The sequence below is a fragment of the Mycolicibacterium gilvum genome, from assembly GCF_900454025.1.
GTDB lineage: Bacteria > Actinomycetota > Actinomycetes > Mycobacteriales > Mycobacteriaceae > Mycobacterium > Mycobacterium gilvum.
In genome coordinates this window covers 3418395-3444380 of record NZ_UGQM01000001.1, presented here as the reverse complement: position 1 = coordinate 3444380, position 25986 = coordinate 3418395, and the positions used below count along the sequence as shown (strand labels likewise).

Sequence of the window (25986 nt, the reverse complement as noted above, 5' to 3'; positions counted from 1 at the left end):
ACGGCCCGGAGGTGTCGCGGGCGCAGGACTCTGGTATTGCTGTCGGCGTGGATGAGTGGTTCGAGCGCAGTCCGTTCGTCGGGTTCATCCCGTGGATCATCTACTGGGTCGTCGCCGACGGACCGAGCACCTGGATGTTCGGCGCGATCTGCGCGGTCATCGCGACCCTGCTCATGGGAGTGTCCGTCGGCTTCGCCGGGCTGCGGCTCCTCGACATCGTCACGGTGGTGTTCTTCACCGCGGTGACGGTGGCGGGGCTGTTCATCGGCGCGCAGGACCTCGACTGGATGGACACCTACGCGACGACGCTGTCGAGCGCCGTGCTGGCGGTGATGGCGCTCGCGTCGCTGGCGTTCGAGCCGTTCACGGCGCAGTACGCGCCTGTCGGTGCCACGCGACAGGACTGGGAGGAAGCCGCGTTCCGACGCACCAACCAGGTGCTGACGCTGATGTGGGCGCTGGTGTTCGCGATGATCGCGGTCCTCGGCTACATCGCGGCGACGTCCCCGTCGACGGTGCACCTGACCAAAGCGGTGATCCCGGTGGTCGTGATCGTCGGGGCGGCGGGAATGACGCTGACGTACCCGAGCAAGGCCCGGGAGAAGGCCCGCGACGCGGCGCGATAGCGCGGGTCAGCAGCGGAACAGCACCGCCGTCTCCGGTGGCGGCGCGGCCTCGGCGAGACAGCCGAACGGCACCACGCCGTCGGCGGCGATGCGCACGGCCGCGCGGTGTGCATAGTTCACGCAGTACAGCCCGGTGTCGTCGCTGCGGCAGCGGTTGTCGCCGAAGGTCAGGGAGCGCCCCGTTCCCAGCTCTGCTCCGGTGCCGTTGCCGAAAGGTCCCGGATCGCCGCGCAGCGCTCCGACCGACAGTGCGGTTCCGGAGAATTCGATCCACCCTGGCTTCCACATGCCCTCGGCCTGCGCGGGCGCCGGCGGCGGCGACGTCAGGTCGAGCAGGCAGGTGAGGGCGCCGTCGGCGGCAGCGGCCGTCACGCACTGTGTCGTGCCGTGCGGCGCGCCGGACGCGGCGACGAAGGCGATGTCGTCCCCGAGTCGGGTGGTCACCCCGTCGCGGAACGCGACGTGGAACGACGCGGCGTCGGCGGGCGCGCCGCCCTCGATCCAGTCGACCACGTCATCGATCGACGACGACGCCGCGGGCGCCCCCGACGGGGTCGTCGGTGCAGGTGAGGACGTCGGGGGGGAGGTTGTCGCGGTCGGTCCCGCAGGATCCGGGGACCCGGCCTGGCCCCCCACGGACTGCGAGCAGGCCGCCACCAGGGCGCTTACCGCGATCAGGCCAGCTATGCGCACCCGGCCAGGTTAGCGAGCCGACACGGATCCGATGGTCAGGCAGGCCGGGCGGGAGTTCGATACCGTCGGCAGAATGCATGAGCACACCGTCCGGGTGAAGATCGCCTCGGGCACCGTCGAAGGATTCACCAGGGACGGTGTCCACCGGTGGAGATCGATCCCGTACGCGCGCCCACCGGTGGGTCCGCTGCGTTACCGGGCGCCCCGGCCCGTCCAGCCGTGGCCGGGTGTGCGCTACTGCCACGGATTCGGTGCCTGCGCCCCGCAGCAGAGGATGTACACGCTGCTCGCGCCGGGCAGGTACCAGCCGATGAGCGAGGACTGCCTGACGCTCAACGTGGTGGCCCCGGCCGATGCCGAGGCGCGCGCCGCCGACGGACCGCTGCCGGTGATGGTCTTCATCCACGGCGGCGGCTATCTGCTGGGCAGCTCGGCGACCCCCGTCTACGACGGTGCGTCGCTGGCCCGCAAAGGCTGCGTCTACATCTCGGTGAACTACCGCCTCGGTGCGCTGGGCTGTCTGGAACTCTCGTCGTTGTCGACACCCGAGGCGCCCATCGACGACAACCTCTTCCTGCGCGACCTGGTGATGGCGCTGCGCTGGGTGCGCGACAACGTCGCGGCGTTCGGCGGCGATCCCGGCAACGTCACGATCTTCGGGGAGAGCGCAGGCGCTCACGCGGTCTCCACGCTGGTGGCCACCCCCGAGGCGGAAGGCCTCTTCGCCCAGGCGATCGCCCAGAGCCCGGCCAGCGGCATGATCAGCGACGCCGACATCGCCGCGGACTACGCGCAGCGTTTCGCCCGGCAGCTCGGTGCCGACGGCAAGGACGGGGCCCGCGCGTTGCTGGCTGCACGTCCTGCCGATCTCGTCGACGCGCTGGAACGGTTGATCGTCGAGGGACAGCGGGACCTTGTGGGCGCCTTCGCGATCGGGCCGACGTACGGCACCGAGTACCTGCCCGAGGACCCTGTCGAGGCGATGCGCAGCGGACGCGCGCATCCGGTGCCGTTGATCGTCGGGACGAACGCCGACGAGGGACGTCTGTTCACCCGTTTCCTCAAGCTGCTGCCGACCAACGAGCAGGCCATCGAGCAGTTGCTGTCCGCGGTGGAACCCGAAGCGCGGCAACGGGTTCTGGCCGCCTATCCGAAGTATCCGGCCGTCGACGCCTGCGTGGCGTTCGGCGGGGACTTCATCTTCGGATCCGCGGTGTGGCAGATCGCGCACGCCCACTCGGCGTTCGCGCCTACCTACGTGTACCGCTACGACTACGCCACCGCGGCGCTGCGACTGTCCGGCATGGGAGCCACCCACGCCACCGAACTGTTGGCGGTGTTCGACGTGTACCGGTCACGCTTCGGCAAGCTGCTGGCCGCGGGTCTGGACTCGCGCAGCGCCAAGAAGGTCACCGACGATGTGCAGAAGCGATGGCTGGGCTTCGCCGAGCGGGCCGTTCCCGGCGGGGACTGGCCGCAGTACACCCGCGACGAGCGCGCGGTCCTGGTGCTCGACCGGCGCCGGCGCGTCGAGTTCGATCCGCACTCGGAGCGGCGGCAGGCGTGGGAAGGGTTCTTCCTGGCCACGCGCTGACGAAATGGCGCAATCGCCCCGCCGCGGTCCGGCCGATGTGGTTGCGTTGATCCGTGTCCGAGCACCACGATTCGCCGCCCGCGGGACCGTTTCCCCTCGACCCGCTCGGCGCCGCCGAGTTCGCGGCCGTCGCGGCGATCCTGCGGCGTGACCGCGACGTCGAAACAGCGCCTGCCCAAACCGGATCGGCACCGGGCTGGCGGTTCGCGTCGATCGAGATGATCGAGCCGGCCAAAGCGGCGTTGGCGGACTTCGAACGCGGCGGCCCGCGTCCCGCGCGCCGGGCCGAGGCGGTGTGCTTCGACCGCGCCGCCAACGCCACCTACAAGTGCGTGGTGTCACTGACCGACGACCGCGTCGAGAGCTTCGAGCACGTGCCCGGGGTGCAGCCGAACTTCACCGTCGACGAATTCGTCGAATGCGATCGGCTTCTGCGCGGACATCCCGAGGTCATCGCCGCGCTGCTCGGCCGCGGCATCACCGACATCGGGCTGGTGTTCTTCGATACCTGGACCTACGGCGACGCGGTCGCGCCGCCCGAATACCGGGACCGCCGGATCGGCTGGTCGGACAGCTGGGTCAAGGCGGCGCCCGGGGCGAACCCGTACGCGCGCTTGGTCAGCGGGTTCCATTGCGTGATCGACCTGAACTCGATGGAGCTGTTACGGATCGAGGACGAGGGCCCGTTCGGTCCCGACGGCACGGGGGAGACGCCGCCGGAGGTGATGGGGGAGTACGTCCCCGCCCACATCCCCGGACATATCCTCGCCGCCGGCCGGCGGGATCCGGTCAAGCCGCTGCACATCACCCAACCCGACGGGCCGTCCTTCAGCCTCGACGGCAACCTGTTGCGGTGGCAGAACTGGTCACTGCGTGTCGGATTCAACCACCGCGAGGGCATGACCCTGCACACCGTGCGGTACCGCGACGGGGACCGCGAGCGCTCCGTCGCCCACCGCATGTCCTTTGCCGAGATGATCGTGCCCTACCGGGATCCGTCACCGGATCACTACCGGCGCACCGCTTTTGACATCGGCGAGTGGGGACTGGGCTTCATGACGACCTCCCTGGAGCTCGGCTGCGACTGCCTCGGCGAGATCCGCTACCTCGACGCCGTCCTGCACGACAGCAAGGGCGAGCCCTACACCATCACCAACGCGATCTGTATCCACGAGGAAGACAACGCCGTGCTCTGGAAGCACGTCGACCACGACATCGGCGCCGAGGTGCGCCGCATGCGCCGCCTCACGATCTCGTTCCACGTCACCGTCGCCAACTACGAGTACCTGGTCTACTGGCGCCTGTATCAGGACGGCAACATCGAGTGCGAGGTCCGCGCCACCGGCATCATGGTGACCACGCCGCTGGCCGTCGGCGCGGCCAACCCCAACGGCACGCTGGTCGACGAGCGCACGTACGCACCGTTTCACCAGCATTTCCTGGTCGCGCGCCTCGACATGGACATCGACGGCACCGACAACACGGTCGTGATGTCGGAATCGTTCGCCGAGCCCATCGGCCCGGACAACCCGCACGGCCTGTCGCTGGTGGTCAGCAACACCCCACTGCGCACCGAGTGGGAGGCGCGCCAGGACGTGAACTTCGCGACCCAGCGCGCATGGAAGGTCGTCAACCCCAACGTGACCACCGGCCTCGGCGCGCACCCGGCCTACAAGCTCGTGCCCACCGGCGCGATTCCGTCGATGTTCGAGCCGGGCTCACCGGTCCTCGACCGTGCCGGCGTCATCGCCCACACCCTGTGGGTGACACCCAACCGGGCCGACGAGCGTTGGCCCGCAGGTGAATTCGTCAACCAGTCGGCCCGTGACACCGGTCTGGCACGCTGGACGGCCGCCGATCGCCCGATCGAGAACACCGACGTGGTGCTGTGGTACGTGTTCGGTATCCACCACATCACCCGCGCCGAGGACTGGCCGGTGATGCCCGTCGACGTGGTGTCGTTCTGGCTCAAGCCGTTCGGGTTCTTCGACCGCAACCCCGCACTCGACGTCGTCGGCACGCCGCCGGACTCCTGTCACACCGCGACGACCAGCGCCCACCACTGATGGCACGCTGTGGGACGTGGTCGTCAAATCTGCGCTGCTGTTCGTGCTCGCCGCCGTTCTCGAGATCGGCGGAGCCTGGCTGGTCTGGCAGGGGTTCCGCGAACACCGCGGTTGGCTCTGGGTGGGCGCCGGTGTGCTCGCGCTCGGCGCGTACGGCTTCGTCGCCGCGTTCCAGCCCGACGCGAACTTCGGCCGGGTACTGGCCGCCTACGGCGGCGTGTTCGTCGCCGGCTCCCTGATCTGGGGCATGGTGGCCGACGGGTTCCGGCCCGACCGATGGGACATCACCGGCGCCGCGGTGTGTCTTCTCGGCGTCGTGCTGATCATGTACGCGCCGCGCTGAGCGGCGCTCAGCTCAGGTGGGCGCTGCCGTCGTCGAGATCGTCGCGGCTCAACCCCATCGGGGTCCCGGCCGGGACGTCGCCGGCGGCGACGACCTTGCGGGCGATGGGGGTCAGCGCCTGGAAGAGCGATTCGACCTCACCGTCGTCGAGAGCGTCGAGCGCACCCAGCGCGATCGTGTCGGTCCGATCCTCGATGTGCTGCTTGAGGTTTCGGCCCTCGTCGGTCAGTTCGCCGTCGGCGTCCAGAACACCCCGTTGCTGCAGCGCCCCCATGTGGCGGTCCCACTGCTCGTCGTCGTAGTCGCGCGCCCGCATGATCATCTCCTTCGGCACTCGCCCTGCCGCGGCATGGAGCAGGTTGCATTCGCGTCCGGACACCCCATCGGCGGTGAGGACGGCGACGTGCCCGTCCCCTCGGTGCTCGCGCAACAGGGTGCTCGCGTGCCACAGGCGTGCCAGCGGTTCGGTCGGCCAGGGCAGCGACCGGTTGGCGCCGTAGAGCACCCGACCGTCGGGGGTCACTTCGTCGACCGCCTTGGCGACCAGATCGGCCACCACCGCGGCCTCACCGTCCTCGACCCCCGAGCGCTGCAACGCCGCCACCGCGGACTCCCGGCGGGCGGCCAGTGCCTCCGAGGGCGGGGCGACATCCCACACCCCCGGCACGGCTTTGGCGACGCGCTCGGGTGCGAAGTTGTAGAAGGCGGCGGTGACGACCTCGGCGGGCACCGGTCCCAGCGGTGCGGAGCGCGCGGCGAAGTATCCCGCCCAGAAGCCGCGGTAGCCGAGCGCGTCGAGCGCGGACCGGGCTTCCGGTGCGAAGTAGGTGACGGCGTGGACGGGCTCGATGCGGTCGTGCAGACGACGGGCTGTCATGGCGTTTCTGGGCACCATCGCAGTAAAACACCATCGCCGTCGGCGCTGACGGGCTCTCTGCTAGCGTCGCCTGCAAACCTCCCTACCTGCGACGGGACACCATGTGAGGAAGGTCCTCGGGCGCTGTGCCGTACTGGTGCTCATCGCTGTGACCGCCGGATGCGGCGCGCAGGTCGCCGACGAGGTGCCCGCGGTCGCCACCGCGGATCTGCAGGCCGACATCACGGCCCGTTTCGTGGAGGCCGGGGCCACGCCGCAGTCGGTGACCTGCAGGGATCCGCTGGTCGGTGAGATCGGCCGGACAGCGCGCTGCGAGGTCGTGCTGGGGCCGACCAACAGCTTCGAGCCGATCGTCACCGTCACCGATGTCGAGGGCGACCGCATCGGCTACGAACTGCTTCCCGCCCTGTCGAAGGAGCAACTCGAGCGTGGTGTGGCGCGGCTGGCCGAGGCCGGCGTCTCACCGAGCGCGCGGGTGGTGTGCCAGTCGGGTCTGCTGGGACAGATGGGGGAGTCTGCGCAGTGCGACGTCACCCTCGCCGGGGTCACCGTGCGACGGACCGCTGAGGTCACGGGCGTCGACGGGCTGATGATGACGTTCGACCTGATCCCGATCCTGACCAAGGCCGAGGTCGAGGAGTCCCTCCTCGATGAGCTCGCGCGCCACATCGGTAGCCGTCCGGATTCGGCGACATGCACCGGCGACCTGGAGGGCCGACCGGGAAACACCGTGGACTGTGCCGTCGTCGACGGGGCGGACCGGGCGGCGTTCATCCTGACGGTCACCTCGGTCGACGGCACCAAGATCGACTACAGCTACGCCCCGCGCGGCTGACGCGCGTGCGCGGTGACATGCGGCAAGACAACAGATCCGCGGATTCGAGAGTGAATCCGCGGATCTGTGTGGTCGTCACCCGAAGGGTCAGCGCACGCGTCGCTGCTGCTTCTTCGCCTGCTTCTTGGCTTCCTTGCTGACCTTCTTGGCCTCTTTACCGGCAGTGTCGGCAAGCACCGCCGCGCGCTCGCGCGCCAGCTCGGCGCGGTCGCGCGCCAGTTCCGCCCACTCGGTGCCGCGGTCGCGTGCCACGTCGGCCAGTTCGGGTGCGCGGTCGCGGGCCCGCTCGGCGAGGACGGCGCTGCGGTCGCGCGCAACCTCGGCAAGCTCGGCGCCGCGCTCCCGGGCGATCTCGGCCAGCTCACCGCCGTGTTCGCGGGCCACCTCGGCCCACTTTCCGCCACGCTCACGGGCGACCTCGGCGAGTTCGGATCCCCGCTCGCCGGCGACATGCGCCAGCTCGCGGCCCCGCTCGGCACCGACGTGCAGACCGTGTCCGACCTTCTCGGCGAACGCGCTGTCGGTGAGGGAACTGCCGGCCGCGGCCCCGGCCGGCAGCGCGGCCGCGACGGTCTCGGAGACCTTGCGCGCGGCGCGACGCCCGCGCCAACCCAGCGACGGTTTGCCCTCGGTGTCGACCGCGGCGATGATCAGGCCACCGATGAGGCTGACGTCGGTGATGAACGCGCGGCGTTCCTCAGCCTTACGCTGCGGATCGACCTCGTTCCAGAACGAGTGGCCGCCGAGCGAGCCGGGGACGACGCTGAGCGCCAGCGCCGCGGAGGCGAACCTCGGCAGCTTGCCGGTCGCCAGGAGAAGGCCGCCACCGATCTGAACGGCGGCGGTCACCTTCGCCACGGTCTCGGCGTTCGACGGCACCGGCACCTTCGTGCCGACCGGGTCGGGGAGCTTGCTGAGCTCTTCGAGCGTCTGGCGGGTGGCGTCGGTCGCGGGTTTCGGACTGCGCAGGGCATCCACGCCCCGCGAGATGAACACTGCGGACAGCATGGGGCGCGCAACACGTCGGATCAACATGGGGCCTGTGTTCCCAGGCGCACGGAGTGGCAAACCCCCGCTCACACCCGCTTTCTGCAGTAACTTGCCAGGGTGTCGGAGCTGGTCTGGGAGCGGCTGACGAGGCATGTGATGAGGTGCCGGTTGCCGTTCTGCGATGTGACGGTCGGTGTCGTGCACTCCGACGGTGCGGCGGTCGTCATCGACTGCGGAACGACGCTGACCGAGGCGCGAGCGGTGGCAGCCGACGTCTCCGAGCTCACGGGCTGTGCGGTCACCCATCTGGTGCTGACCCACCATCACTTCGACCACGTCCTCGGCCACCCGGTGTTCGACGGTGCACAGACGTTCTGCTCACCCGAGGTCACCGCGGCGCTGCATGAGCGGGAGTGGCTGCGGTCGGACGCGCTGAGGTACGGCGCGGACCCGCAGGAGGTCGACGACGCCCTGACCGCAGCGGTCCCGCCCGCCGTCGCCGTGCCGTACGGCACCGTCGAACTCGCCGGCGTCGTCGTGCGGATCAGCCACCCCGGCCGGGGGCACACCGGACACGATCTGATCGCGGCGGTCACCGACGGGCAGGACACCGTGGTGTTCTGCGGAGACCTTGTCGAGGAGTCCGGTGAGCCGTGTGTCGACGACCAGTCCGACCCGGCGGCCTGGCCCGCCACCCTGCAGCGGGTGGTCGACGCCGGTGGCGAATCGGGGATCTACGTTCCGGGCCACGGCGCGGTCGTCGACGCGGCGTTCGTGCGCCGCCAGGCGCAATGGCTGGCGGGGCGGTGACGGCCGGGCGAAGAGTCGGTAGGTTCGGCGCATGACCGACCTGACCGTCGACCTCGCCGACGGTGTCGCAGTCCTTACGCTGAACCGCCCGCGCCGGCGCAACGCGTACACCGCGGAGATGGGCCGGCTGCTCAACGCGGCCTACCGCGAGTGCGATGACGATGACGGTGTCCGCGCGATCGTGCTGACCGGCGCGGGGGACTCGTTCTGTGCCGGTGCGGATCTCGCCGTCCCGGCGGGGCCGTTCAGCGGTGCCGACGAGGAGTTCACCGCGTCCCCGACGGATCCGGCCGCATTCGAACTACGGACGCCGGTGATCGCCGCGGTCAACGGTCACGCGATCGGCATCGGACTGACCATCGCCTTGCAGGCCGATCTGCGCATCATGGCGATCGACGCGAAATATGCTGTGGCACAGGCGCGTCGGGGTGTGCTGGGCGACTGCATGTCGCACTGGACGCTGCCGCACCTGGTCGGCGGCGCCGTCGCGGCCGATCTGCTGCTGACGGGACGCACATTCGACGGCGCCGAGGCCGGTGCGATGGGCATCGCGACCCGGGCACTGCCCGCCGCCGAGGTGCTCGACTCCGCGCTGGCCACCGCCGTCGACATCGCGACCAACGTCGCGCCGATGTCCGCCGCGCTGAGTAAACGGCTGCTGTGGGACACCATGTCCAGGGGTTACACCGCCCGCCAGGTCGCGCGGCTGGAGACCGAACTGCACCACCGGGTGATGGGTGGTGCGGACGCGCGCGAGGGCGTCGCCGCGTTCCTGGAACGACGCACGCCGCGATGGAGCGCCTCGGTCGCGCAGGAATGGGAGCCCGTCCCGCACATCGACCGAGAGGGATCCGGGCGCTCGGATTCCTGAACGGCGCACCGAGAAACCGCGTGGACTGCGAGGGTCGGCATCCCGTTAGATGCAGTGATGCCGACAGATCAGGCGCGCACCGGCGCACTCATGGCCGTGGCCGCGATGCTGTGCGTGCAGCTCGGTCTCGCCGTCGCGGTCACCCTGATCGACGACATCGGCGTGGAAGGTGTCGCCTGGCTCCGCCTGGCGTGGGCCGGGATCCTGTTCCTGATCATCGTCCGTCCGCGGCGGACGGCGTTCACCCGCAACAGCTTTCTGATGTGTGTGGTGCTGGGCGTTGTCACCGCGGCGATCACGCTGTTGTTCATGGCCGCCCTCGACCGCATCCCGCTCGGTACCGCGAGCGCTCTGGAGTTCCTCGGTCCCCTCGGTGTCGCGGTCGCACGCGGCCGGGGCCGGGGTCGATGGGCCTGGCCGGGACTGGCCGCCGCGGGCGTGTTGCTGCTCACCGAACCGTGGACCGGCGCGGTCGACCCGGTCGGTGTCGCGTTCGCTCTTGCGGCCGCGGCGTGCTGGGCGGGGTACATCCTGCTCACCCAGAAGGTGGGAGACGCGGTCGCCGGCATCAACGGGCTCGCGGTGTCCATGCCGGTGGCCGGGCTCGTGGCGACGCTGACGGTGGGTCCGACGGTGATCGAGCGGGTGACGCCGCACATTCTGCTCATCGGTCTGGGGTTGGCCGTCCTGCTGCCGGTGGTTCCGTTCGCGTTGGAGCTTCTGGCACTTCGACGCCTCACCACCGCGGCGTTCGGCACGCTGATGGCGTTGGAGCCGGCGTTCGCGATGCTGCTCGGATTCGTGGTGCTCGACCAGGTCCCCGGCCCATTCGGGCTGGTGGGCATCTGCCTGGTGGTCGCCGCGGGAGTCGGCGCCGCCCGCACCGGGGCACGGGCTGCACCGGTGCCTCTCGAAGTCGGCTGAGCCCGGTTACCGTGAAACGCATGTCCAGAGGAATCTTCGCGTCACCGGTCGTCGGCATCCTCAACACCGGAGCGGCCCGGCTGATGGACGCTCCGATCGTCGGGCCGCTGATACGGCGCAGCATGGTCGTCATCCGGTACACGGGCCGGCGCTCGGGGCGCACCTTCGAAACCCCGGTCAACTATCAGCGCTCCGGGGACAGGGTCGTCATCCGGGTGATGGCTCCGGACAGCAAGACGTGGTGGCGCAATTTCACCGGCGACGGGGGCTCGCTGACGCTGCGCGATTTCGGCGGCGCCGACCGCACCGGCCACGCGGTCGCCCGCCGTGACGAGAAAGGGCGCGTCACCGTCACCGTCACGCTATAGGGACCGCCGACCGTGGGCCTCGTGCACGCCGAACAGCCGGAAAGCGTGCACAGGACCCACGGTGGGGGAGATGCCTCAGATGTCGATCTTCTTACGGCGGTAGAGCGTTCCGATCGCCAGGAGGAGAAGGCTCACGACGAGGATCGCCGTGGCGAGCACGTTGATCTGCGGCGGCACCGCAGCCTTGACCGCCGCGTTGACGTACAGCGGATAGGTGACCTCGGAGCCGCTGACGAAGTACGTGATGATGAAGTCGTCGAGAGACAGCGCGAACGACAGCATCGCCGCCGCCACGATGCCGGGCACGATCAGCGGCAGCGTCACCTTGAAGAACGTGCGGGTCGGGCTCGCGCCGAGATCCAGCGACGCGTCCTCCAACGTCCAGTCGAAACCGCGCACCCGCGCCCGGACGGTCATCGCGATGAAGCTGACCTCGAACGCGATGTGCGACAACACGATCGTCGTGTATCCGGCGGCGGTGTTGAAGTCCAGGAACAGTGTCAGCAGCGCCGCACCCATCACCACCTCGGGCGCCGTCAACGGCAGGATCAGGAAGGTGTCGACCGCGCGCTGCCCACGCCAGCGTTGCCGCACGAGCGCGATCGCGACCAGAGTGCCGAGCACCAGCGCGACTGCCGTCGACACCGCGGCCACGTTCAGGCTGAGTTTGAGCGCCTCGGTCAGCGCCGGGTACTTGAATGGGTCGAGCCAGTTGTCCAGCGTGAAACCCTGCCAGCTGTAGTTGAACTTTCCTGCCGGCTTGTTGAACGAGAACAGGATGATCACGAAGATCGGCAGAAACAGGTACAGCAGTACCAGTCCCGCGGCGACCCGCAGCAGCAGATCGCCCCAATTGGGTCCGGTGCGAACCTTTTTCGGGGCCGGATCCTGCTGCGCCGCGGTCGCCAGGGCGGCACCGGCCTGCGTCGTCATACCAGGTCCTCCGTACCGAGGGCGCGGGTGTAGAGCAGCACGCCGACGAGGATCAGGAACATCAATCCCAGGCTCAGCGCCGCCGCTGCCGGGTAGTCCTTGACCACCAGGAACTGTTTCTGGATCACGTTGCCGATCATCGTGGTCTGCGTACTGCCCAGATAGTCGGCGTTGATGAAATCGCCGACCGCCGGGATGAACACCAGCATGCTGCCCGCCAGCACGCCGGGCATCGCCAGCGGGAGGATCACCTTGCCGAACGCCCGGGGCGTCGACGAATACAGATCCTTCGACGCCTCGATCAGACGCGGGTCGATCTTCTCCAGGCTCACATAGAGCGGCAGGATCATGAAGATGATCCAGTTGTAGGTCAGGCCTCCGATCACCGCCCAGCTGGTGGACAGCAACCGGCCCTCCTCGGGCAGCAACCCGATACCGCCCAGCGCGCTGACCAGCCAGCCCTCATCGGCGAGGATCGTCTTCCACGCGATCGTGCGGATCAGGAACGTGACGAAGAACGGCAGGATGACCAGGCCGAGGATCAGGTTCTTGAAACGACCGGCCTTGAACGCGATTACGTACGCCAGCGGGAACGCGAGCAGCAGGCACAGCAGCGTGGCGACAAACGCGTAGCCGAACGACCGGAAGATCTGCTCCCGGTAGAGGGTGAACGCGTCGACGTAGTTGCCGAAGTCCCAGGCGAAGGTCAGCGTCGGCATGAACACCGAGCCGGCGGTCTCCGACAGTGAGGTGCGCGCCAGCGAATAGAACGGCACCACAAAGAAGATCGCCAGGTATGCGAGCGCCGGCAGGACCATCAGATACGGGGCGATCTTGCTCCGCTGACGGCTGCTGGTGGCTACGCCTGCCATCGTGCGTCAGCCACCGGTGACTGCGGCGTACGCGGTGTTGAACTCCTGCGTCTGCTCGTCGGTCAGCGCGGCCCAGCTCTTGCACCGCTCCAGGACGTCGGCCGGCGGGTTGATCAACGGGTTGCTGGCCGCGGCGGGATCGACCTTCTCCAGTTCCTCGGTCATCTCGGACAGCACCGGAACGAACTGGGTGAAGGCCACCAGCTTGGCGTAGTTGGCGCGGTCGTAGACGTAGTCGATCCACGCCTCGGCGGCCTTCTGGTTCTGCGTGGTGTACGGGATCACCATGGTGTCGAGGAACGTGGTGCCACCGGACTGCGGGACGATGAACTGCAGGTCCGGGTTGTCGGCCTGCAGCTGCACCACGTCACCCGAATAGGCCTGTGCCACAGCGATGTTCCCCGCGGCGAGGTCGTCGGCGTAGTCGTTGCCGGTGAAGCGGCGGATCTGGCCCCGGTCGTTCTGCTCACGCACGAGGTCGACGGCGCGCTGTACCGATTCGGTCGACGGGTTCTCGGGCGAATTGCCCTGGGACAGCATGATCATCCCGAGCCCGTCCTGGGTGTCGGACAGCAGGCTCACCCGGCCCTTGAACGCGGGATCCCACAGGTCGTCGATCGAGCTGATGTCGCGTCCGGTCGCGGCCCTGTTGTAGGCAAGCCCGACGAGGCCGGACATGTACGGGGCGCTGAACTTGCGGCCCGGGTCGGCGCTGGCCTCCATGAGGTCGGGGCGCAGGTTCTTCTTGTTCGGGACGCCCTCGTCGCTGATGTCGTTGAGCCAGCCGAGCTGGTGCAGCCGGATGGCCATGAACTCCGTGGGAACCACGAGGTCGGCGCCGATGTCCTGCTTGCGGGACAGCGGCTCCTTGACCTTGGCGAACCACTGTTCGTTGTCGTTGTAGTCCTCTTTGTAGTCGACCGTGATGCCCGACGCGGTCTGGAATGCGGCGACGAACCCGTCCGCCATGTACAGCGGCCAGTTCGAGATCCGCAGGGTGCCGCTGGCGGGTCCGCCGTCGTCGGTGGTGCCCGAGGTTCCGGTGTCCGACGATCCGCAGGCCGCCAGGAACGACGCGCCGAGCGTCAGACCCGCCGCCGCGGCGGCGCTGCCACCGATGAAGCGACGGCGCGAGGTCCGTCGTGCCGTCAACTGGGCGAGCAACTGAGGGTCGATGTCACGGGACATTGGTGGCGTGCCTTTCGTCGGCTCCGGGAGGGGGAAGGGGGTCGGTGGGCGCAGACGCCCGGGTAGAGCTCAGGAATCGTCCAGCATCTCTTCGAGATCCTCGGTGGTGGGGATGTCGGCGCCGGGCAGCACCAGCGAGGCATCGGGCGCCCAGCTGACGTAGACCTCGTCGCCGGGGCGCAGCAGAGGCAGGTCCTGCTCCGGGCCGACGTGGGCGATCACCGTCGAGTCGTCCGGTGCGGCCAGTGAGAGTCGCACCACCGGACCCTGGAAGGTCAGATCCGACACCGTGGCCCGGACGCCGGCGACGTCGCCGGTGGGGGCGTCCATCGACACGCGCACCCGCTCGGGGCGCACCATCAGCGTCGCGTGGCCGCCCGGCTCGATCGTGGTCTCGCCCGGCCTGGCCTTCAGCGTCGACCCCAGGACGTCGATCTCGACGAAGTCCCGGTTGGTGCGGCCGGTCTGGCGGCCGGCCCACAGATTGGCCTGGCCGATGAAGCTGGCGACGAAAACCGTCGCGGGCCGGTCGTAGATCTCGGTGGGGGTACCGATCTGTTCGACGTTGCCGGCGTTCATGACCGCGATGCGGTCACTCATCGTCAGCGCTTCCTCCTGGTCGTGCGTCACGTAGATGAACGTGATGCCGATCTCGCGCTGGATCCGCTTGAGTTCGAACTGCATCACGTGCCGCAGTTTGAGGTCGAGGGCGCCGAGCGGTTCATCGAGCAGCAGGGCGCTCGGGTAGTTCACCAACGCGCGTGCCAGCGCCACCCGCTGCTGCTGCCCGCCGGAGAGTTGGGCGGGCTTGCGCTCGGCGAAGTCGGAGAGCCGCACGATCTCCAGGAGTTCGTCGACACGTTTGCGGATCTCGCCCTTGTCGAGTTTCTTGCTGCGCGGTCCGTAGGCCACGTTGTCCCACACCGTCATGTGCGGGAACAGGGCGTAGTGCTGGAACACCGTGTTGACGTTGCGCTTGTTCGGGGGAGTCTTGGAGACGTCGGCGCCTTCGAGCCGGATCGCCCCTTCCGACGGGGTCTCGAAGCCGGCGATCATGCGCAGAGTGGTGGTCTTGCCGCATCCGGAGGGGCCGAGCATCGAGAAGAACTCGCCCGAGGCGATGGAGAAGTCGGCGTCGGAGACGGCGAGATAGTCCCCGAAGCGTTTCGTGACGTGATCGATCTCGATGACCGGGCCGCCCTTGGTGGACGCGGCGCCCTGTCCGATCCCGTGGCCAGTGGCCGTGTGTGCGCGGGTCAGAGCCCCATCCTCCTCAATACTGCCCCCCGGCTGTGGGTAAACAATCGCCGATTCGGCGGTCCTTCGCAAGCGATTCCGCAACGAATTTACATATCCACAATGGAATCCATGTCCGCCGGGGTCTCAAACGAGAGAATCCGCGCCACCGAGCGCGCGCTGCAACCACCGGGCCGGGGCGTCCGGCCGGCTGAGGTGACCCCGCACCGTGCAGTTTTCCAGGCGTGAGTCCCGGTTCGGTGTCGTTTACGTCGCTGATCGGGTGGGGTAGTGAGAAAGCATGGCGACTGTCGATGTATCCGTGACGTCCGATCTGAGCCCCGAGGCGGCGTGGGAGCTCGCCTCCGATCTGAAGCGCTTCGGTGAGTGGCTGACGATCTTCGCCGGCTGGAAGAGCGAGGTGCCCGCCGAGATCGAGGTCGACACGCAGGTGTCGTCTTTGATCAAGGTCAAGGGATTCCGCAACGTTATTCACTGGCGCGTGACCCGCTACGACGAACCGAAGGAGATCGAGCTCGTCGGAAACGGCCGGGGCGGGGTCTGTATCGCGCTGACCATGCAGGTCGAACCCCAGGGCGACGGGTCGTCCTTCGGCGTCATCGCCGATCTGAGCGGTGGCCTGCTGTCCACACCGGTCGGCAATGTCGTCGCCCGGGTGATCAAGGGTGACGTCGACCGCTCGGTGCGCAATCTCGCCGCGCTCAGCTAGCCCCACTCGTGGTTCATCGCGCGCGATTCGTAGCGCGCCTCCTCTGACGGCACGCTCTGCGCCCGCGGACGCGAGGCCGCGATCAGCAGCATCACGAGCACGGCCGTCGCGGCGCCACCCAGGAAGATGATCGTGAAACTGCTCTCCATCGGTGTGCCGACCGCGGTGGTGCGGCTGAGCAGGACCGCGACCAGCGCGGCCGCCATCGAACTGCCCACGGTGCGCGCGATCGCGTTCATGCCGGTGGCCACCCCGGTCTCGCCCGCGTCGCTGTCGCCGACGATGAGCGCGGGCAACGCGCCATAGCCCAGGCTGATGTAGGCGTTGGCCAGGATGTTGGCCGTGATCACCTGCCACGGCGCCGAATGGGCGAACGCGATCAGCACGAAACCGGCGATGCCCGCGACCGCGGCGACCATCAGCACCGGCCGTGCGCCGTACCTGTCGATGAACCGACCGCTGATCAGCGCGACCACGAAGCCCGTCAGCGCACCCGGCAGCAGGTAGACCACGCTGGCCTCCAGCACTGTCGCACCGAACCCGTAGCCCGCCACCGACCGGTCCACCTGGACGAACACCGTCAGGCCGAGGAACGCGAAGTACAGCCCCATCCCGACGAAGATGGTCGCCAGATTGGTGAACAGCATCGAGCGTCGCGCCAGCATCCGGGTGGACACCAGGGGGCGGGTGGCCCGTTTCTCCCACATCCACCACGCGATCAGCACCGAGATGCCTCCGGCCAGGCAGGCGAGTGTGCGCGGCGACCCCCAGCCCCAGGTGTTGCCCTGGGTGATCGCCAGCAGAAGGGCCGACAGTCCCACGGCGAGTCCGACGGCGCCGAACCAGTCGATCGACCCGGAGGTGGTGCGTGCGCGATTGGGCACCAGCGTCGCCACGATGATGATGACCACCACCGTGAACGCGGTGGTCAGATAGAAGACCCGGTGATAGCCGGCGTCGCCGTGCATCAACAGCCCCACCACCACCAGTCCGGTGCCGCCGCCGAAGCCCAGCGTTCCCGACAGCACGGCCATCGCCGACACCATGCGGTCCGGATCGATCTCTTCTCTGAGGATTGCGATGCAGATCGGGTAGAGCGCGAACGACGCGGCCTGCAACACCCGCGCGACGATGAGCCACGGGAGTGAGGACGTGGTGGCGGCCAGCACGGAGCCGACCAGCACCACTGCGAGCACGACAAGAAGCACCCGCTTCTTGCGGTAGAGGTCGGCGAGGCGACCGATCAACGGCGTCGCGGCGGCGGCGGCGAGAAGATTCGCCGTCACGGCCCAGCTGACTGCCGAGGTCGACTCGTCGAGCTGCTCGGCGATCACGCCGAGCACCGGCACCACCGCGGTCTGCAACACGGCGACGGTGAGCACGACGATGCTGAGCCCGATGACCAGCAGGCGCGGCCTTCGGACCGTCTGCTGCACCTGAGCTCCGATCGTTAGCTTGTCTTGGTGTTCGCGTCGATTATGGCCTGCCACCCAGCAATTCGGTTAACCGGTCGAGCGGGAGGCGGGGCGACCGGTGGCCGTCGCGGCCGACCATGTCGGTGTTGACGACGAGCGCGTTGAGCACCGCCTCCTCGACCGATTGCACGACGGCGGCGTACACCGTGTCCATCCGGCCCCACGGCAGAAACGAGATCGTGCCGAGTTCGTCCTCGCCGGGCGGCCCGAGCGGAAATGCACTGGCCAGACCGGAGGCCTCGGCGGTGGAGAACGCCAGGAAGATGTCACCCGAGAAGTGACTGCCGGTGGTCCCGGTGCGGGCCAGTCCCAGCGGCACGCGCCGGGCCAGCGCTCTGCACTGACCGGGCAGCAGGGGCGCGTCGGTGGCGATGACGGCGATGACGGACCCCGCGCCGGGGGGCGCCCCGTCGAGATCGCGGGCGAACCAGTCCCCGTCGAGGGGATTGTCGTCGAGCATCTCCGTACCGACGTGGCGACCGGCGATGGTCAGTTCGGCGCGGGCGCCGAAATTCGCCTGAACGAATGCCGCGACCGTGTAGGTACGGGATCCGTACGGGACGATCCGGGACGCGGTGCCGTTGCCGTTGAGTGAGTACCAGCCGGCCGCACACGGCTGCCCGACCCCGTGACGCCCGCGGGGCACCCTCCGGTCGACCCCAACAGCGACGTCCGGGGTTATCGACACCGGGAACGGGGTACCGGGAACTGCCGGTTCAGTACAGAGTCGGCTTCAGTGGAAAGGACCAGCGATGCGTCTTTCGGCCCTTGCCAAGACAGCGGGCGGATCGTTCGCCGCCGCCGCCCTCGGCGGGTTGGCGACCGGGCCCGCCGTCCAGTCGACCTGGTACAAGCGTCTGCGCAAGCCCGGCTTTCAGCCGCCTCCGAAGGCCTTTCCCATCGCGTGGAACATCCTGTACTCCGATATCGCCGCGGTGTCGGCGTCCACACTCGACACGCTGCACGACCGCGGCGACACCGATCAGGCGCGTGCCTACACCCGGGCTCTGGCCGTGAATCTGGCCCTCAATGCCGGCTGGAGCTGGGTGTTCTTCAATCGACGTCAGTTGGGGCCGGCTGCCGCCCTGGCCGGCGCACTGGCCGTCAGCAGCGCCGACCTGACCCGGCGCGCGGGTGCGGTGAACCCTCCGGCCGGGATCGCGCTGGCGGCGTACCCGCTGTGGTGCGCGTTCGCGACGGCGCTGTCGACCCGGATCTGGTTGCTCAACCGCTGAGTGACCCCGGCGCTGCGTCGGTGGCGGCGGCACGGTCTACTACTGGCGTGCAGCAATCCACTGACGATCCCGAGCCCGCACACTTCACCGTGGACGGGCGCGGCTTCATCCCGACGAAGTACGCCCAGAGTCATTGGGGTTCGGATCATCTCAACGGCCCGGCGGTCGTGGGGCTCGCCGCGCGCGGGCTGGAGATGGACTGCGGGTCTGCCGACCTGCGTCCGGTGCGACTCACGGTGGACCTGTTCCGCGCCGCGCGCAACGCGCCGACGACGCTGAACATCGCCGTGGTGCGCGACGGCCACCGGGTGCGTGTCGCCGAATGCGAGGTGGTTCAGGACGGTCGGCCGGTCGCCAAGGCTAGCCTCGTGCAGTACCGGCCGTCCTCGCCGCCTCCCGGGGAGCTGTGGGAGCCCGGACCCGTCCTGGCGCAGCCGCCGGATCCGGACGGCTCGGTGCCACCGTTCGTCGGCTCGGACGACGTGGGCTGGACGCGCTCGCCCGCCGCGCACCAGAACGCGTCACGGAAGCGCTTCTACAACGACGGCATCAGAGTGGTTGCCGGGGAGACCAATTCGCCGTTCGTCCGCGCCGCGATGGTCGCCGAGGCGACCAGCCTGGTCACCAATCTGGGCACCGCCGGCATCGGCTACATCAACGGCGACCTGACGGTCGCACTGTCGCGCCTGCCCGTCGACGACTGGGTGGGTATCCAGGCCGACTCCCACCACGCCGCCGACGGTCTCGCCGTCGGAACTGCGACGCTCTTCGACAGCCGAGGCCCGTTCGGGGCGGGGATGACGACCGCGATCGCGAACCCCGCTGCCCAGATCGACTTCTCCACAAGAGATTTCGGCCTGGGCAACATCAGCTACGAGTAGGTTCAGAGACCGATCCGCTCGCAGGCCTCGTCGAATTCCTCGAAGGCCGCTTTGTCGCCTTTGCCGGCTGTGAGCGCCTGCTCGTAGACGGGGAGGACGTCATCGACGACCTCGGCGAATCGGGCGTCCCACGCCTCGGAGTCGAGTCGCCAGTATCCGGTGATGTCGTACTGCTCGATCGTCCAACCTTCGCTGCGCAGATACTTCCGTACCGCGCGGGATTCGGCGGCTTCACCGGCGAACCAGCAGTAGCCGTGGCCGGCGGGCAGCTCGAGGTCTCCGACAGTGCTCATGAGTGTGCTTGCCGCAGCACCGTTTCCGGTCCCGATGCTCGGTAACACAGTGACATTGGGATGCCCCGGCAGGTACTCGAGGTCCTCGGACGCAGCGACCTCGACGACCACGAGCGCGACGGCGTCCCGCGGCAACTGCTCGACGATGCGCGCGGTGGCGGGCAGTCCGGAGAGGTCGCTGACGAGAAGCTGCCAATCGGTGCGGGGCGGCGGCCGGTACCACGAACGTGCGTGATCGAGCACGACACGATCACCGGCGGCGGCCTCGGACGCCCATTCGGTACCGGGACCGCGGGAGTGCAGCACGACATCGAGGGTGAGCAGCCGGCCGTCCTGGTGGCGCACCGAATAGTTGCGGCCGGCGCCGCCGGGATGGTCGTCGACGTCGAAGTACACGCCGACCGCGGAATCGCCGGCCGGCTTGACGTCGAGGACTGCTGGATTGTCGACCTCAAGCACGATGCGCCTCAAGCGACTGTTCAGCAGGGCGGTCTCGACGACGGAGGCAGGCGAGAACGACACCCGGACGAGGTTAGCTAAATGCAGCCGCTCACGGAGATCCGCCTTCCGACGTTCGCGCACACGCTGACGTTCGGGGGCGGGGGAGGCGGTGGTGGAGGCGGCGGCGCGGCGTTGTAGTCCTCGGGCAGCGGCGCGTATGCGGCGGGAGGCGGGACCCACGGGGCGATCGCGTCCGCCACGTTGCCGCAGGCGTTCACCGAGACATGGCGACCGCCGATCGAACCGCAGACATCGGCCGAGGCTTCCGGGGTCTGCGGAAAGAGAGAGAGGCCGAGAGTCATCAACGACAACCCGACGGTTGCCAACACGCGCGCGGTCCACACGCGTGGGATCGTACCGCCGTCGCGGTGTCCGCGGCCGCGATACGGAGACGTCTGCCGGCGCGTTCCGTCAGGTTCTACGGCCGGCCTGCGGCCGACTTCCGGAGTACTCTCCGGCCATGCCCACCATCACGACCCAGGACGGCGTCGAGATCTTCTACAAAGACTGGGGCTCGGGACAACCGATCGTCTTCAGTCACGGCTGGCCGTTGTCGGCCGATGACTGGGATGCCCAGCTCATGTTCTTTCTCGGGCACGGCTACCGTGTCGTCGCCCACGACCGCCGAGGGCACGGGCGCTCCGGCCAAGTCGACGACGGGCACGACATGGACCACTATGCCGACGATCTCGCGGCGGTCGTCGAGCACCTCGACCTCCATGACGCCGTGCACGTGGGCCACTCGACCGGAGGGGGTGAGGTCGTCCGGTACCTGGCGCGCCATGGGGAGGACCGGGCCGTGAAGGCGGCGCTCATCTCCGCCGTGCCGCCACTGATGGTGCAGACCGACACCAACCCCGGCGGGCTTCCGAAGTCGGTGTTCGACGACTTTCAGCACCAGGTCGCCACCAACCGGGCGGGCTTCTACCGAGCGGTGCCCGAGGGGCCGTTCTACGGATTCAACCGCGAGGGCGTCGAACCGGTCGAGGGGATCATCGCGAACTGGTGGCGGCAGGGCATGCAGGGCGGCGCGAAGGCGCACTATGACGGGATCGTCGCGTTTTCGCAGACGGACTTCACCGAAGACCTCCAAAAGATCCGGATTCCCGTGCTGGTGATGCACGGCGACGACGACCAGATCGTTCCGTACGACGACGCCGGGCCGCTGTCGGCGGCATTGCTACCGAACGGCATCCTCAAGACCTACAACGGTTTTCCGCACGGGATGCCGACGACGCACGCCGACGTGATCAACGCAGATCTGCTGGAGTTCATCCGCTCCTGAGCGTCCGGCGCGGTCAGCTGCTGCGTTCGACAGCTTCCCGCTGGATGCGGTCGAACTGCGCTCCCATCGCCTCGGCGAGCGCGGTCGCCGCCGACAGCGGGCGAACCATCACCATGAAGTCGTCGATCAGGCCCTCGTCGTCGAGGTGCAGGAAGTCGCAGCCGGTGATCTTCTTCCCGTCCACCGTGGCCTCGAACACCAGCGCATGGTCCCGCCCGTTGCCGTCGATGATCTCGCGGGTGTAGCGGAAATCGTCGAACACCCGCATGACACCCCGGAGTATGGCCGCGGTGATCGGCTTGCCCTCGTAGGGCTTGAACGCCACCGGGCTGGTGAAGACGACGTCGTCGGCGAGAAGTGCTTCGATCGCGACCTCGTCGCGTGCCTCCACGGCCTGCCGGAATGACTGCATCACGCGACCTCGTCTCTACCTGGATCACGTCGTCGCACCAGGCAGGGAAACGGTATCGCACCCACGTCATGACGTCCGTGCCATATTCACCGCCCCTGTCGGGGTTTGAGGGGCGGTGGTCGGGTATCCGGCAGCAAGCCGCCGCTGAGAACATGCCGCGGCGGCAGTGAGGGTCGAGCGCGCCGACGCCGTCGACTCGGACAAGACCCACAGACCAACTGCCGATGGGCGGGGCGCCAACTGGTGGGTGGTGGGCGCCCCGCCCCCAGCTTGCCGAAGAGGAAAGACAGAGGAAGGCCGATATGAAGGCGATGACGTACCGCGGCCCGTACAAGGTGCGCGTCGAGGAGAAGGACGTCCCGTCCCTCGAACATCCCAACGACGCGATCGTGCGCGTGCAGAGGGCGGCGATCTGCGGTTCGGACCTGCACCTCTATCACGGGCTCATGCCCGACACGCGCGTCGGACACACCTTCGGCCACGAGTTCATCGGCACCGTGCACGAGGTGGGGTCGTCGGTGCAGAATCTGCAGCCCGGGGACCGGGTGATGGTGCCGTTCAACATCTTCTGCGGGTCCTGTTACTTCTGCGCGCGCGGACTGTACTCCAACTGCCACAACGTGAATCCCAATGCCACAGCGGTCGGCGGCATCTACGGGTACTCCCACACCTGCGGCGGCTACGACGGCGGGCAGGCCGAGTTCGTCCGGGTTCCGTTCGCCGACGTGGGCCCCGTTCTGATCCCGGACTGGCTCGGCGACGACGACGCGCTGATGCTCACCGACGCACTGCCCACCGGATACTTCGGGGCGCAGCTGGGCGACATCGTCGAAGGCGACACGGTGATCGTCTTCGGAGCCGGTCCGGTCGGACTGTACGCGGCGAAGTCCGCGTGGTTGATGGGCGCGGGCCGTGTGCTGGTCGTCGACCATCTCGACTACCGACTGAAGAAGGCCGAGTCGTTCGCCCATGCCGAGACGTACAACTTCGTGGAGTACGACGACATCGTCGTCGAAATGAAGAAGGCCACAGGGTATCTCGGCGCCGATGTGGTCATCGACGCCGTGGGCGCCGAGGCCGACGGCAACGCGCTGATGCATGTCACCTCGGCGAAGCTGAAGCTGCAGGGCGGCTCACCCGTCGCGTTGAACTGGGCCATCGACTCGGTGCGCAAAGGGGGAACGGTGTCGGTCGTCGGCGCCTACGGTCCGATGTTCAGCGCTGTGAAGTTCGGCGACGCGATGAACAAGGGCCTGACGATCAACGCCAACCAGTGCCCCGTCAAACGGCAGTGGCCGCGGCTCCTGTCACATATCCAGCAGGGCTACCTTACGCCCAGTGACATTGTCACCCATCACATTCCGTTGGACGAGATCGCGGAGGGCTACCACATGTTCTCGTCCAAACTCGACGACTGCATCAAGCCCGTCGTCGTCATGAACACCAACTGACCCGGGAGACGCCATGGCCAGTCCAGAACAGAACCTGCCCGTCTACACCGCGGCGCATCCGCCGCGCCCCGACGTCGAGCACCTGCGGGCCACGATCCCGGGGTGGGGAGCCGACCTCGACCCGAGCGATCGGCCCTCGGTGCCGAAGTTGCGTCGCGATCTGAACGCCGGCGCGCACTGGGAGTTCCCTGATCGACAGGCGGAGACGGTGCCCCGCGAGCGATCGATAGAACACCGGGTCCTCACGCCGGCATTCGGTACGGCGCAACCGCTTCGCGGCGCGTCCGGGACACTCAGGAGATTCGCTTACCGCTACAGCGAGGGGCGCGCCGCGCACTGGCTCATCCTGCTCTTCGCTGATCGTGTCGACGTCGCCGAACACCGGGTGATCGCGTTGCTGCGCGGACGTCCGGACAACCCGGTGAGCGAAATGGGTCTGCGCGCGGAGGTGACGCGGAACGGGCTGAGTTCGCGGATCGGTCGGGGTCGCACCGACGTCAAGCACACCTGGATCGACACGTTCGTCGTCAGCGCGCCGTGGCTGGTTCTGGCTGCGGCCGTCACCCGCGTCGTGCGTTCGCGGCGAAGGGTTTAGTGACCGGCGAGCAGGCAATGATGTCTGACGACGGCGATCGATGCGGTCGTCGACGAGGAGACGGGACACACCGATGACAGAACTGCCCCTGGCCGACTACGACCAACTGACCCTCGGGGACCTGCAACACCGGTTGCGGGGGCTGGACGAGGAGCAGTTGACCGCCGTGCTGACCTACGAGGCCGGACACGCGGCGCGGGTGCCGGTTCTCCAGATCCTCGAGGCCCGGCTGAGTGAGCTCCAGTCGGGGGCGGAGCCGTCCTCGGGAGATCCGAGCAACGCGCCGGGCGCCGACAGAACGCCTGGTTGACGACCTCGCCTAGTTGACGACCTCGCCTAGTTGACGACTTCGCCTAGTTGACGACGTCGTCGTCGGTACGTCGCTCCGCGATGGCGGCCAGCCTCCACGTGGTCTCGCGGTTGCGCGGAAAAACCCCCGCGAGGGCCAGGGAGTCGGGAAGCCACTTCATCGGGACGGACACCGGCACCTCGGCCATCTCGATCAGACATCCGCCGCCGTCCAGATCATGGAGGCGCAGCGTGATCCGGGCTTTGCCGAGGGGTCGCCCGTTCGCGACCAAGACGAGTTCGCGCTCGGGCGTGCACGACTCGACCACGGTGCTGTCGTTGATCACTGCGGGCCACACCCCGATCGAGTGATGAATCGTGCTGCCGGGCTGCGGCCAGTCCGGATCGACGGCCCGCATGCGGCTGTTGCCCACCACCCACTGGGAATACGTCCAGCCGTCGGCCAGGACGGACCACACGCGTTGCCTCGACGCCGACGTCTCGCGGCGCACGATCGGTGAACTGGTGATTTCGTCTGGTTCTGTCGACACGATGTGCGGCTACCCCTCCGCAGACCGGACAAACCACTCACAGGATCGGGACTGGCCCCGCGTGCTCGGTAGCGTGGTCGTGCTTTCATGGTCGCCACGGCGTCTTCAGGAGGTGTCACCGCATGCCACAGCCCGGTGGGTGGCGCGGCGACCCGGTCTGGCTGGCCGAGGTCCTGCGCGCCGAAGGACTCGACGTCGTCGAATTCCCCGGCTGGCGCAACCGCGGCCACGGCGACTTCAAGGACATCCGCGGGGTGATGGTCCACCACACCGGGTCGGACACCGCGTCGGCGGAGTCCATCGCCCGTGGGCGGCCCGACCTCGCGGGCCCGCTGTCGCAACTGCACATCGCGCGCGACGGCACGGTCACCGTCGTCGCCGCCGGGGTCGCGTGGCACGCCGGCGTGGGGATGTACCCGTGGCTGCCGGCGAACATGGGCAACTGGCACACCATCGGCATCGAATGCGCGAACTCCGGCACGAGTCCCACTGCGCCCCATCGGCGTAACTGGCCCGACGCCCAGTACGTCGCGCTGATCGGCTGCTGCGCGGCGATCTGCCGGCGGCTGGGAGTGCCCGCAACGCGGACGATCGGGCACAAGGAGTACGCCGGCCGCGCCCAGGGCAAATGGGACCCTGGCGGGATCGACATGGACCGGTTGCGGCGCGATGTCGCGGCGCGGATCGGATCCGTCGGCGGTGGACCGAGGCCCCGTCCCACCGTCCCGGTGGGTAAGTACGCCGAGGTGCTGCTCTACCGGGGGTCACGCGGACCGCAGGTCGCCGAACTCCAGCGCCGGCTCAAGCACGCCTACGCCGCGTATGCCGGCGATCTGCGGATCGACGGCGTCTACGGCCCGGACACGGAGGCCGCAGTCCGCGAATTCCAGCGTCGCACAGCGGGATTGAAGGTCGACGGGGTCGTCGGACCTGCCACCGCCGCCGCCCTGCGGCTCCGCCTGGTCGACCCCGAGTCCGATGCCGGCTGACGGCGTGCGGTCCGACCTGTTTCCGCCTTACTGACTGCGGCGACAATTAAGGTATGTCAGACTGGGGCGACCCA

30 protein-coding genes are annotated in these 25986 nt (G+C 68.5%); 17 read left to right on the top strand and 13 right to left on the bottom strand.

Annotation, left to right across the window (positions count from 1 at the left end; translation table 11 throughout):
• Positions 1-11: 11 nt before the first annotated feature.
• A complete protein-coding gene (locus DYE23_RS16125) occupies positions 12-626 on the top strand; it encodes a DUF3159 domain-containing protein (protein ID WP_115327628.1) in 615 nt (204 codons plus the stop codon).
• Positions 627-632: 6 nt separating this feature from the next.
• Here DYE23_RS16125 and DYE23_RS16120 read toward each other — a convergent pair whose 3' ends face one another.
• Complete coding sequence (locus tag DYE23_RS16120) at positions 633-1319, bottom strand: hypothetical protein (protein ID WP_011894001.1); 687 nt, start codon at positions 1317-1319, stop codon at positions 633-635.
• A gap of 73 nt (positions 1320-1392) precedes the next feature.
• Here DYE23_RS16120 and DYE23_RS16115 point away from each other — a divergent pair, with 73 nt between their 5' ends.
• Genes DYE23_RS16115 through DYE23_RS16105 form a run of 3 tightly spaced genes read left to right on the top strand, consistent with a single transcriptional unit; the run spans position 1393 to position 5322 of the window.
• Positions 1393-2913 carry a carboxylesterase/lipase family protein gene (locus tag DYE23_RS16115; RefSeq protein ID WP_041800721.1) on the top strand — a complete coding sequence of 507 codons (1521 nt, stop codon included), beginning with the start codon at positions 1393-1395 and terminating at the stop codon, positions 2911-2913.
• A gap of 53 nt (positions 2914-2966) precedes the next feature.
• The gene (locus tag DYE23_RS16110) at positions 2967-4979 is read left to right on the top strand and encodes a primary-amine oxidase (RefSeq protein WP_115327627.1); all 2013 of its coding nucleotides are present in this window, start codon (positions 2967-2969) and stop codon (positions 4977-4979) included.
• Positions 4980-4995: 16 nt separating this feature from the next.
• Positions 4996-5322, top strand: coding sequence for a YnfA family protein (locus tag DYE23_RS16105; protein ID WP_011894004.1), 327 nt, complete (start codon positions 4996-4998; stop codon positions 5320-5322).
• Between the two features lie 7 nt (positions 5323-5329).
• On the opposite strand, the gene DYE23_RS16100 is transcribed toward DYE23_RS16105, so the two are convergent.
• The gene (locus DYE23_RS16100) at positions 5330-6217 is read right to left on the bottom strand and encodes an SCO6745 family protein (RefSeq protein ID WP_115327626.1); all 888 of its coding nucleotides are present in this window, start codon (positions 6215-6217) and stop codon (positions 5330-5332) included.
• A gap of 85 nt (positions 6218-6302) precedes the next feature.
• Here DYE23_RS16100 and DYE23_RS16095 point away from each other — a divergent pair, with 85 nt between their 5' ends.
• Positions 6303-7034, top strand: a complete 732-nt coding sequence (locus DYE23_RS16095; RefSeq protein ID WP_115327625.1) for a DUF4333 domain-containing protein — start codon at positions 6303-6305, stop codon at positions 7032-7034.
• An 87-nt stretch (positions 7035-7121) separates the two neighbouring features.
• Here the strand turns inward: DYE23_RS16095 and DYE23_RS16090 are convergent, their stop codons facing one another.
• The gene (locus DYE23_RS16090) at positions 7122-8069 is read right to left on the bottom strand and encodes a DoxX family protein (protein ID WP_011894007.1); all 948 of its coding nucleotides are present in this window, start codon (positions 8067-8069) and stop codon (positions 7122-7124) included.
• Positions 8070-8180: 111 nt separating this feature from the next.
• Here DYE23_RS16090 and DYE23_RS16085 point away from each other — a divergent pair, with 111 nt between their 5' ends.
• The 4 genes from DYE23_RS16085 to DYE23_RS16070 are packed head-to-tail and all read left to right on the top strand — an operon-like array spanning position 8181 to position 10997.
• Positions 8181-8834 carry an MBL fold metallo-hydrolase gene (locus DYE23_RS16085; RefSeq protein WP_235660589.1) on the top strand — a complete coding sequence of 218 codons (654 nt, stop codon included), beginning with the start codon at positions 8181-8183 and terminating at the stop codon, positions 8832-8834.
• A gap of 31 nt (positions 8835-8865) precedes the next feature.
• A complete protein-coding gene (locus DYE23_RS16080) occupies positions 8866-9705 on the top strand; it encodes an enoyl-CoA hydratase-related protein (protein ID WP_115327623.1) in 840 nt (279 codons plus the stop codon).
• A 57-nt stretch (positions 9706-9762) separates the two neighbouring features.
• Positions 9763-10629: an EamA family transporter gene (locus DYE23_RS16075; protein ID WP_011894010.1), complete on the top strand. Its 867-nt coding sequence runs from the start codon at positions 9763-9765 to the stop codon at positions 10627-10629.
• 20 nt (positions 10630-10649) lie between these two features.
• The gene (locus tag DYE23_RS16070; RefSeq protein ID WP_115328997.1) at positions 10650-10997 is read left to right on the top strand and encodes a nitroreductase/quinone reductase family protein; all 348 of its coding nucleotides are present in this window, start codon (positions 10650-10652) and stop codon (positions 10995-10997) included.
• A 75-nt stretch (positions 10998-11072) separates the two neighbouring features.
• Here the strand turns inward: DYE23_RS16070 and DYE23_RS16065 are convergent, their stop codons facing one another.
• The 4 genes from DYE23_RS16065 to DYE23_RS16050 all read right to left on the bottom strand — a co-directional run bounded on the left by DYE23_RS16065 (position 11073) and on the right by DYE23_RS16050 (position 15217).
• A complete protein-coding gene (locus tag DYE23_RS16065; RefSeq protein WP_011894012.1) occupies positions 11073-11930 on the bottom strand; it encodes an ABC transporter permease in 858 nt (285 codons plus the stop codon).
• Complete coding sequence (locus tag DYE23_RS16060; RefSeq protein ID WP_115327622.1) at positions 11927-12802, bottom strand: ABC transporter permease; 876 nt, start codon at positions 12800-12802, stop codon at positions 11927-11929. The genes DYE23_RS16065 and DYE23_RS16060 overlap by 4 nt, the downstream gene beginning before the upstream one ends.
• A gap of 6 nt (positions 12803-12808) precedes the next feature.
• Positions 12809-13990 (bottom strand): polyamine ABC transporter substrate-binding protein, encoded by a 1182-nt coding sequence (locus tag DYE23_RS16055; RefSeq protein WP_011894014.1) that lies wholly within the window; start codon positions 13988-13990, stop codon positions 12809-12811.
• Between the two features lie 69 nt (positions 13991-14059).
• Positions 14060-15217, bottom strand: a complete 1158-nt coding sequence (locus tag DYE23_RS16050; RefSeq protein ID WP_049777431.1) for an ABC transporter ATP-binding protein — start codon at positions 15215-15217, stop codon at positions 14060-14062.
• Between the two features lie 310 nt (positions 15218-15527).
• On the opposite strand from DYE23_RS16050, the gene DYE23_RS16045 reads away from it, so the two are divergent.
• Complete coding sequence (locus DYE23_RS16045) at positions 15528-15956, top strand: type II toxin-antitoxin system Rv0910 family toxin (RefSeq protein ID WP_011894016.1); 429 nt, start codon at positions 15528-15530, stop codon at positions 15954-15956.
• Here DYE23_RS16045 and DYE23_RS16040 read toward each other — a convergent pair.
• Positions 15953-17392, bottom strand: a complete 1440-nt coding sequence (locus DYE23_RS16040; protein ID WP_115327621.1) for an MFS transporter — start codon at positions 17390-17392, stop codon at positions 15953-15955. The two genes, DYE23_RS16045 and DYE23_RS16040, sit on opposite strands and share 4 nt — an antisense overlap.
• 40 nt (positions 17393-17432) lie before the next feature.
• Positions 17433-18119 carry a P1 family peptidase gene (locus DYE23_RS16035; RefSeq protein WP_099961655.1) on the bottom strand — a complete coding sequence of 229 codons (687 nt, stop codon included), beginning with the start codon at positions 18117-18119 and terminating at the stop codon, positions 17433-17435.
• Between the two features lie 64 nt (positions 18120-18183).
• Between DYE23_RS16035 and DYE23_RS16030 the strand changes: the two genes are divergently transcribed.
• On the top strand, positions 18184-18666 hold the full coding sequence (locus DYE23_RS16030; RefSeq protein WP_013471540.1) for a TspO/MBR family protein: 483 nt from the start codon (positions 18184-18186) through the stop codon (positions 18664-18666).
• A gap of 47 nt (positions 18667-18713) precedes the next feature.
• Positions 18714-19547, top strand: a complete 834-nt coding sequence (locus DYE23_RS16025) for an acyl-CoA thioesterase domain-containing protein (RefSeq protein ID WP_013471541.1) — start codon at positions 18714-18716, stop codon at positions 19545-19547.
• A 2-nt stretch (positions 19548-19549) separates the two neighbouring features.
• Here DYE23_RS16025 and DYE23_RS16020 read toward each other — a convergent pair whose 3' ends face one another.
• Both DYE23_RS16020 and DYE23_RS16015 read right to left on the bottom strand, forming a co-directional pair.
• Positions 19550-20362 (bottom strand): siderophore-interacting protein, encoded by an 813-nt coding sequence (locus DYE23_RS16020; protein WP_011894021.1) that lies wholly within the window; start codon positions 20360-20362, stop codon positions 19550-19552.
• Between the two features lie 14 nt (positions 20363-20376).
• Positions 20377-20685: a hypothetical protein gene (locus tag DYE23_RS16015; protein WP_011894022.1), complete on the bottom strand. Its 309-nt coding sequence runs from the start codon at positions 20683-20685 to the stop codon at positions 20377-20379.
• A 116-nt stretch (positions 20686-20801) separates the two neighbouring features.
• Between DYE23_RS16015 and DYE23_RS16010 the strand changes: the two genes are divergently transcribed.
• Positions 20802-21626 carry an alpha/beta fold hydrolase gene (locus DYE23_RS16010; protein WP_011894023.1) on the top strand — a complete coding sequence of 275 codons (825 nt, stop codon included), beginning with the start codon at positions 20802-20804 and terminating at the stop codon, positions 21624-21626.
• Positions 21627-21639: 13 nt separating this feature from the next.
• On the opposite strand, the gene DYE23_RS16005 is transcribed toward DYE23_RS16010, so the two are convergent.
• The gene (locus DYE23_RS16005) at positions 21640-22038 is read right to left on the bottom strand and encodes a nuclear transport factor 2 family protein (RefSeq protein ID WP_011894024.1); all 399 of its coding nucleotides are present in this window, start codon (positions 22036-22038) and stop codon (positions 21640-21642) included.
• A gap of 302 nt (positions 22039-22340) precedes the next feature.
• Here DYE23_RS16005 and DYE23_RS16000 point away from each other — a divergent pair, with 302 nt between their 5' ends.
• The 3 genes from DYE23_RS16000 (at position 22341) to DYE23_RS15990 (ending at position 24394) form a co-directional block, all read left to right on the top strand.
• On the top strand, positions 22341-23489 hold the full coding sequence (locus DYE23_RS16000; RefSeq protein ID WP_011894025.1) for a zinc-dependent alcohol dehydrogenase: 1149 nt from the start codon (positions 22341-22343) through the stop codon (positions 23487-23489).
• Between the two features lie 13 nt (positions 23490-23502).
• Positions 23503-24084 carry a hypothetical protein gene (locus DYE23_RS15995; protein WP_115327620.1) on the top strand — a complete coding sequence of 194 codons (582 nt, stop codon included), beginning with the start codon at positions 23503-23505 and terminating at the stop codon, positions 24082-24084.
• Positions 24085-24157: 73 nt separating this feature from the next.
• On the top strand, positions 24158-24394 hold the full coding sequence (locus DYE23_RS15990) for a DUF8129 domain-containing protein (RefSeq protein ID WP_115327619.1): 237 nt from the start codon (positions 24158-24160) through the stop codon (positions 24392-24394).
• A 43-nt stretch (positions 24395-24437) separates the two neighbouring features.
• Here DYE23_RS15990 and DYE23_RS15985 read toward each other — a convergent pair whose 3' ends face one another.
• Positions 24438-24923, bottom strand: coding sequence for an SRPBCC family protein (locus tag DYE23_RS15985; RefSeq protein WP_115327618.1), 486 nt, complete (start codon positions 24921-24923; stop codon positions 24438-24440).
• A gap of 122 nt (positions 24924-25045) precedes the next feature.
• Here DYE23_RS15985 and DYE23_RS15980 point away from each other — a divergent pair, with 122 nt between their 5' ends.
• Entirely contained in the window at positions 25046-25912 is an 867-nt protein-coding gene (locus DYE23_RS15980; RefSeq protein ID WP_115327617.1) for a peptidoglycan recognition protein family protein, read from the top strand.
• Positions 25913-25986 lie beyond the last annotated feature (74 nt).

Coding starts and splice junctions, on each gene's coding strand:
- DYE23_RS15980 (WP_115327617.1), top strand. CDS start 25,046: ATGCCACAGCCCGGTGGGTGGCGCGGCGACCCGGTCTGGCTGGCCGAG.
- DYE23_RS16100 (WP_115327626.1), bottom strand. CDS start 6,217: ATGGTGCCCAGAAACGCCATGACAGCCCGTCGTCTGCACGACCGCATC.
- DYE23_RS16070 (WP_115328997.1), top strand. CDS start 10,650: ATGTCCAGAGGAATCTTCGCGTCACCGGTCGTCGGCATCCTCAACACC.
- DYE23_RS16000 (WP_011894025.1), top strand. CDS start 22,341: ATGAAGGCGATGACGTACCGCGGCCCGTACAAGGTGCGCGTCGAGGAG.
- DYE23_RS16075 (WP_011894010.1), top strand. CDS start 9,763: ATGCCGACAGATCAGGCGCGCACCGGCGCACTCATGGCCGTGGCCGCG.
- DYE23_RS15995 (WP_115327620.1), top strand. CDS start 23,503: ATGGCCAGTCCAGAACAGAACCTGCCCGTCTACACCGCGGCGCATCCG.
- DYE23_RS15990 (WP_115327619.1), top strand. CDS start 24,158: ATGACAGAACTGCCCCTGGCCGACTACGACCAACTGACCCTCGGGGAC.
- DYE23_RS16060 (WP_115327622.1), bottom strand. CDS start 12,802: ATGGCAGGCGTAGCCACCAGCAGCCGTCAGCGGAGCAAGATCGCCCCG.
- DYE23_RS16045 (WP_011894016.1), top strand. CDS start 15,528: ATGGCGACTGTCGATGTATCCGTGACGTCCGATCTGAGCCCCGAGGCG.
- DYE23_RS16030 (WP_013471540.1), top strand. CDS start 18,184: ATGCGTCTTTCGGCCCTTGCCAAGACAGCGGGCGGATCGTTCGCCGCC.
- DYE23_RS16055 (WP_011894014.1), bottom strand. CDS start 13,990: ATGTCCCGTGACATCGACCCTCAGTTGCTCGCCCAGTTGACGGCACGA.
- DYE23_RS16065 (WP_011894012.1), bottom strand. CDS start 11,930: ATGACGACGCAGGCCGGTGCCGCCCTGGCGACCGCGGCGCAGCAGGAT.
- DYE23_RS16085 (WP_235660589.1), top strand. CDS start 8,181: ATGAGGTGCCGGTTGCCGTTCTGCGATGTGACGGTCGGTGTCGTGCAC.
- DYE23_RS16080 (WP_115327623.1), top strand. CDS start 8,866: ATGACCGACCTGACCGTCGACCTCGCCGACGGTGTCGCAGTCCTTACG.
- DYE23_RS16005 (WP_011894024.1), bottom strand. CDS start 22,038: ATGCAGTCATTCCGGCAGGCCGTGGAGGCACGCGACGAGGTCGCGATC.
- DYE23_RS16090 (WP_011894007.1), bottom strand. CDS start 8,069: ATGTTGATCCGACGTGTTGCGCGCCCCATGCTGTCCGCAGTGTTCATC.
- DYE23_RS16010 (WP_011894023.1), top strand. CDS start 20,802: ATGCCCACCATCACGACCCAGGACGGCGTCGAGATCTTCTACAAAGAC.
- DYE23_RS16115 (WP_041800721.1), top strand. CDS start 1,393: ATGCATGAGCACACCGTCCGGGTGAAGATCGCCTCGGGCACCGTCGAA.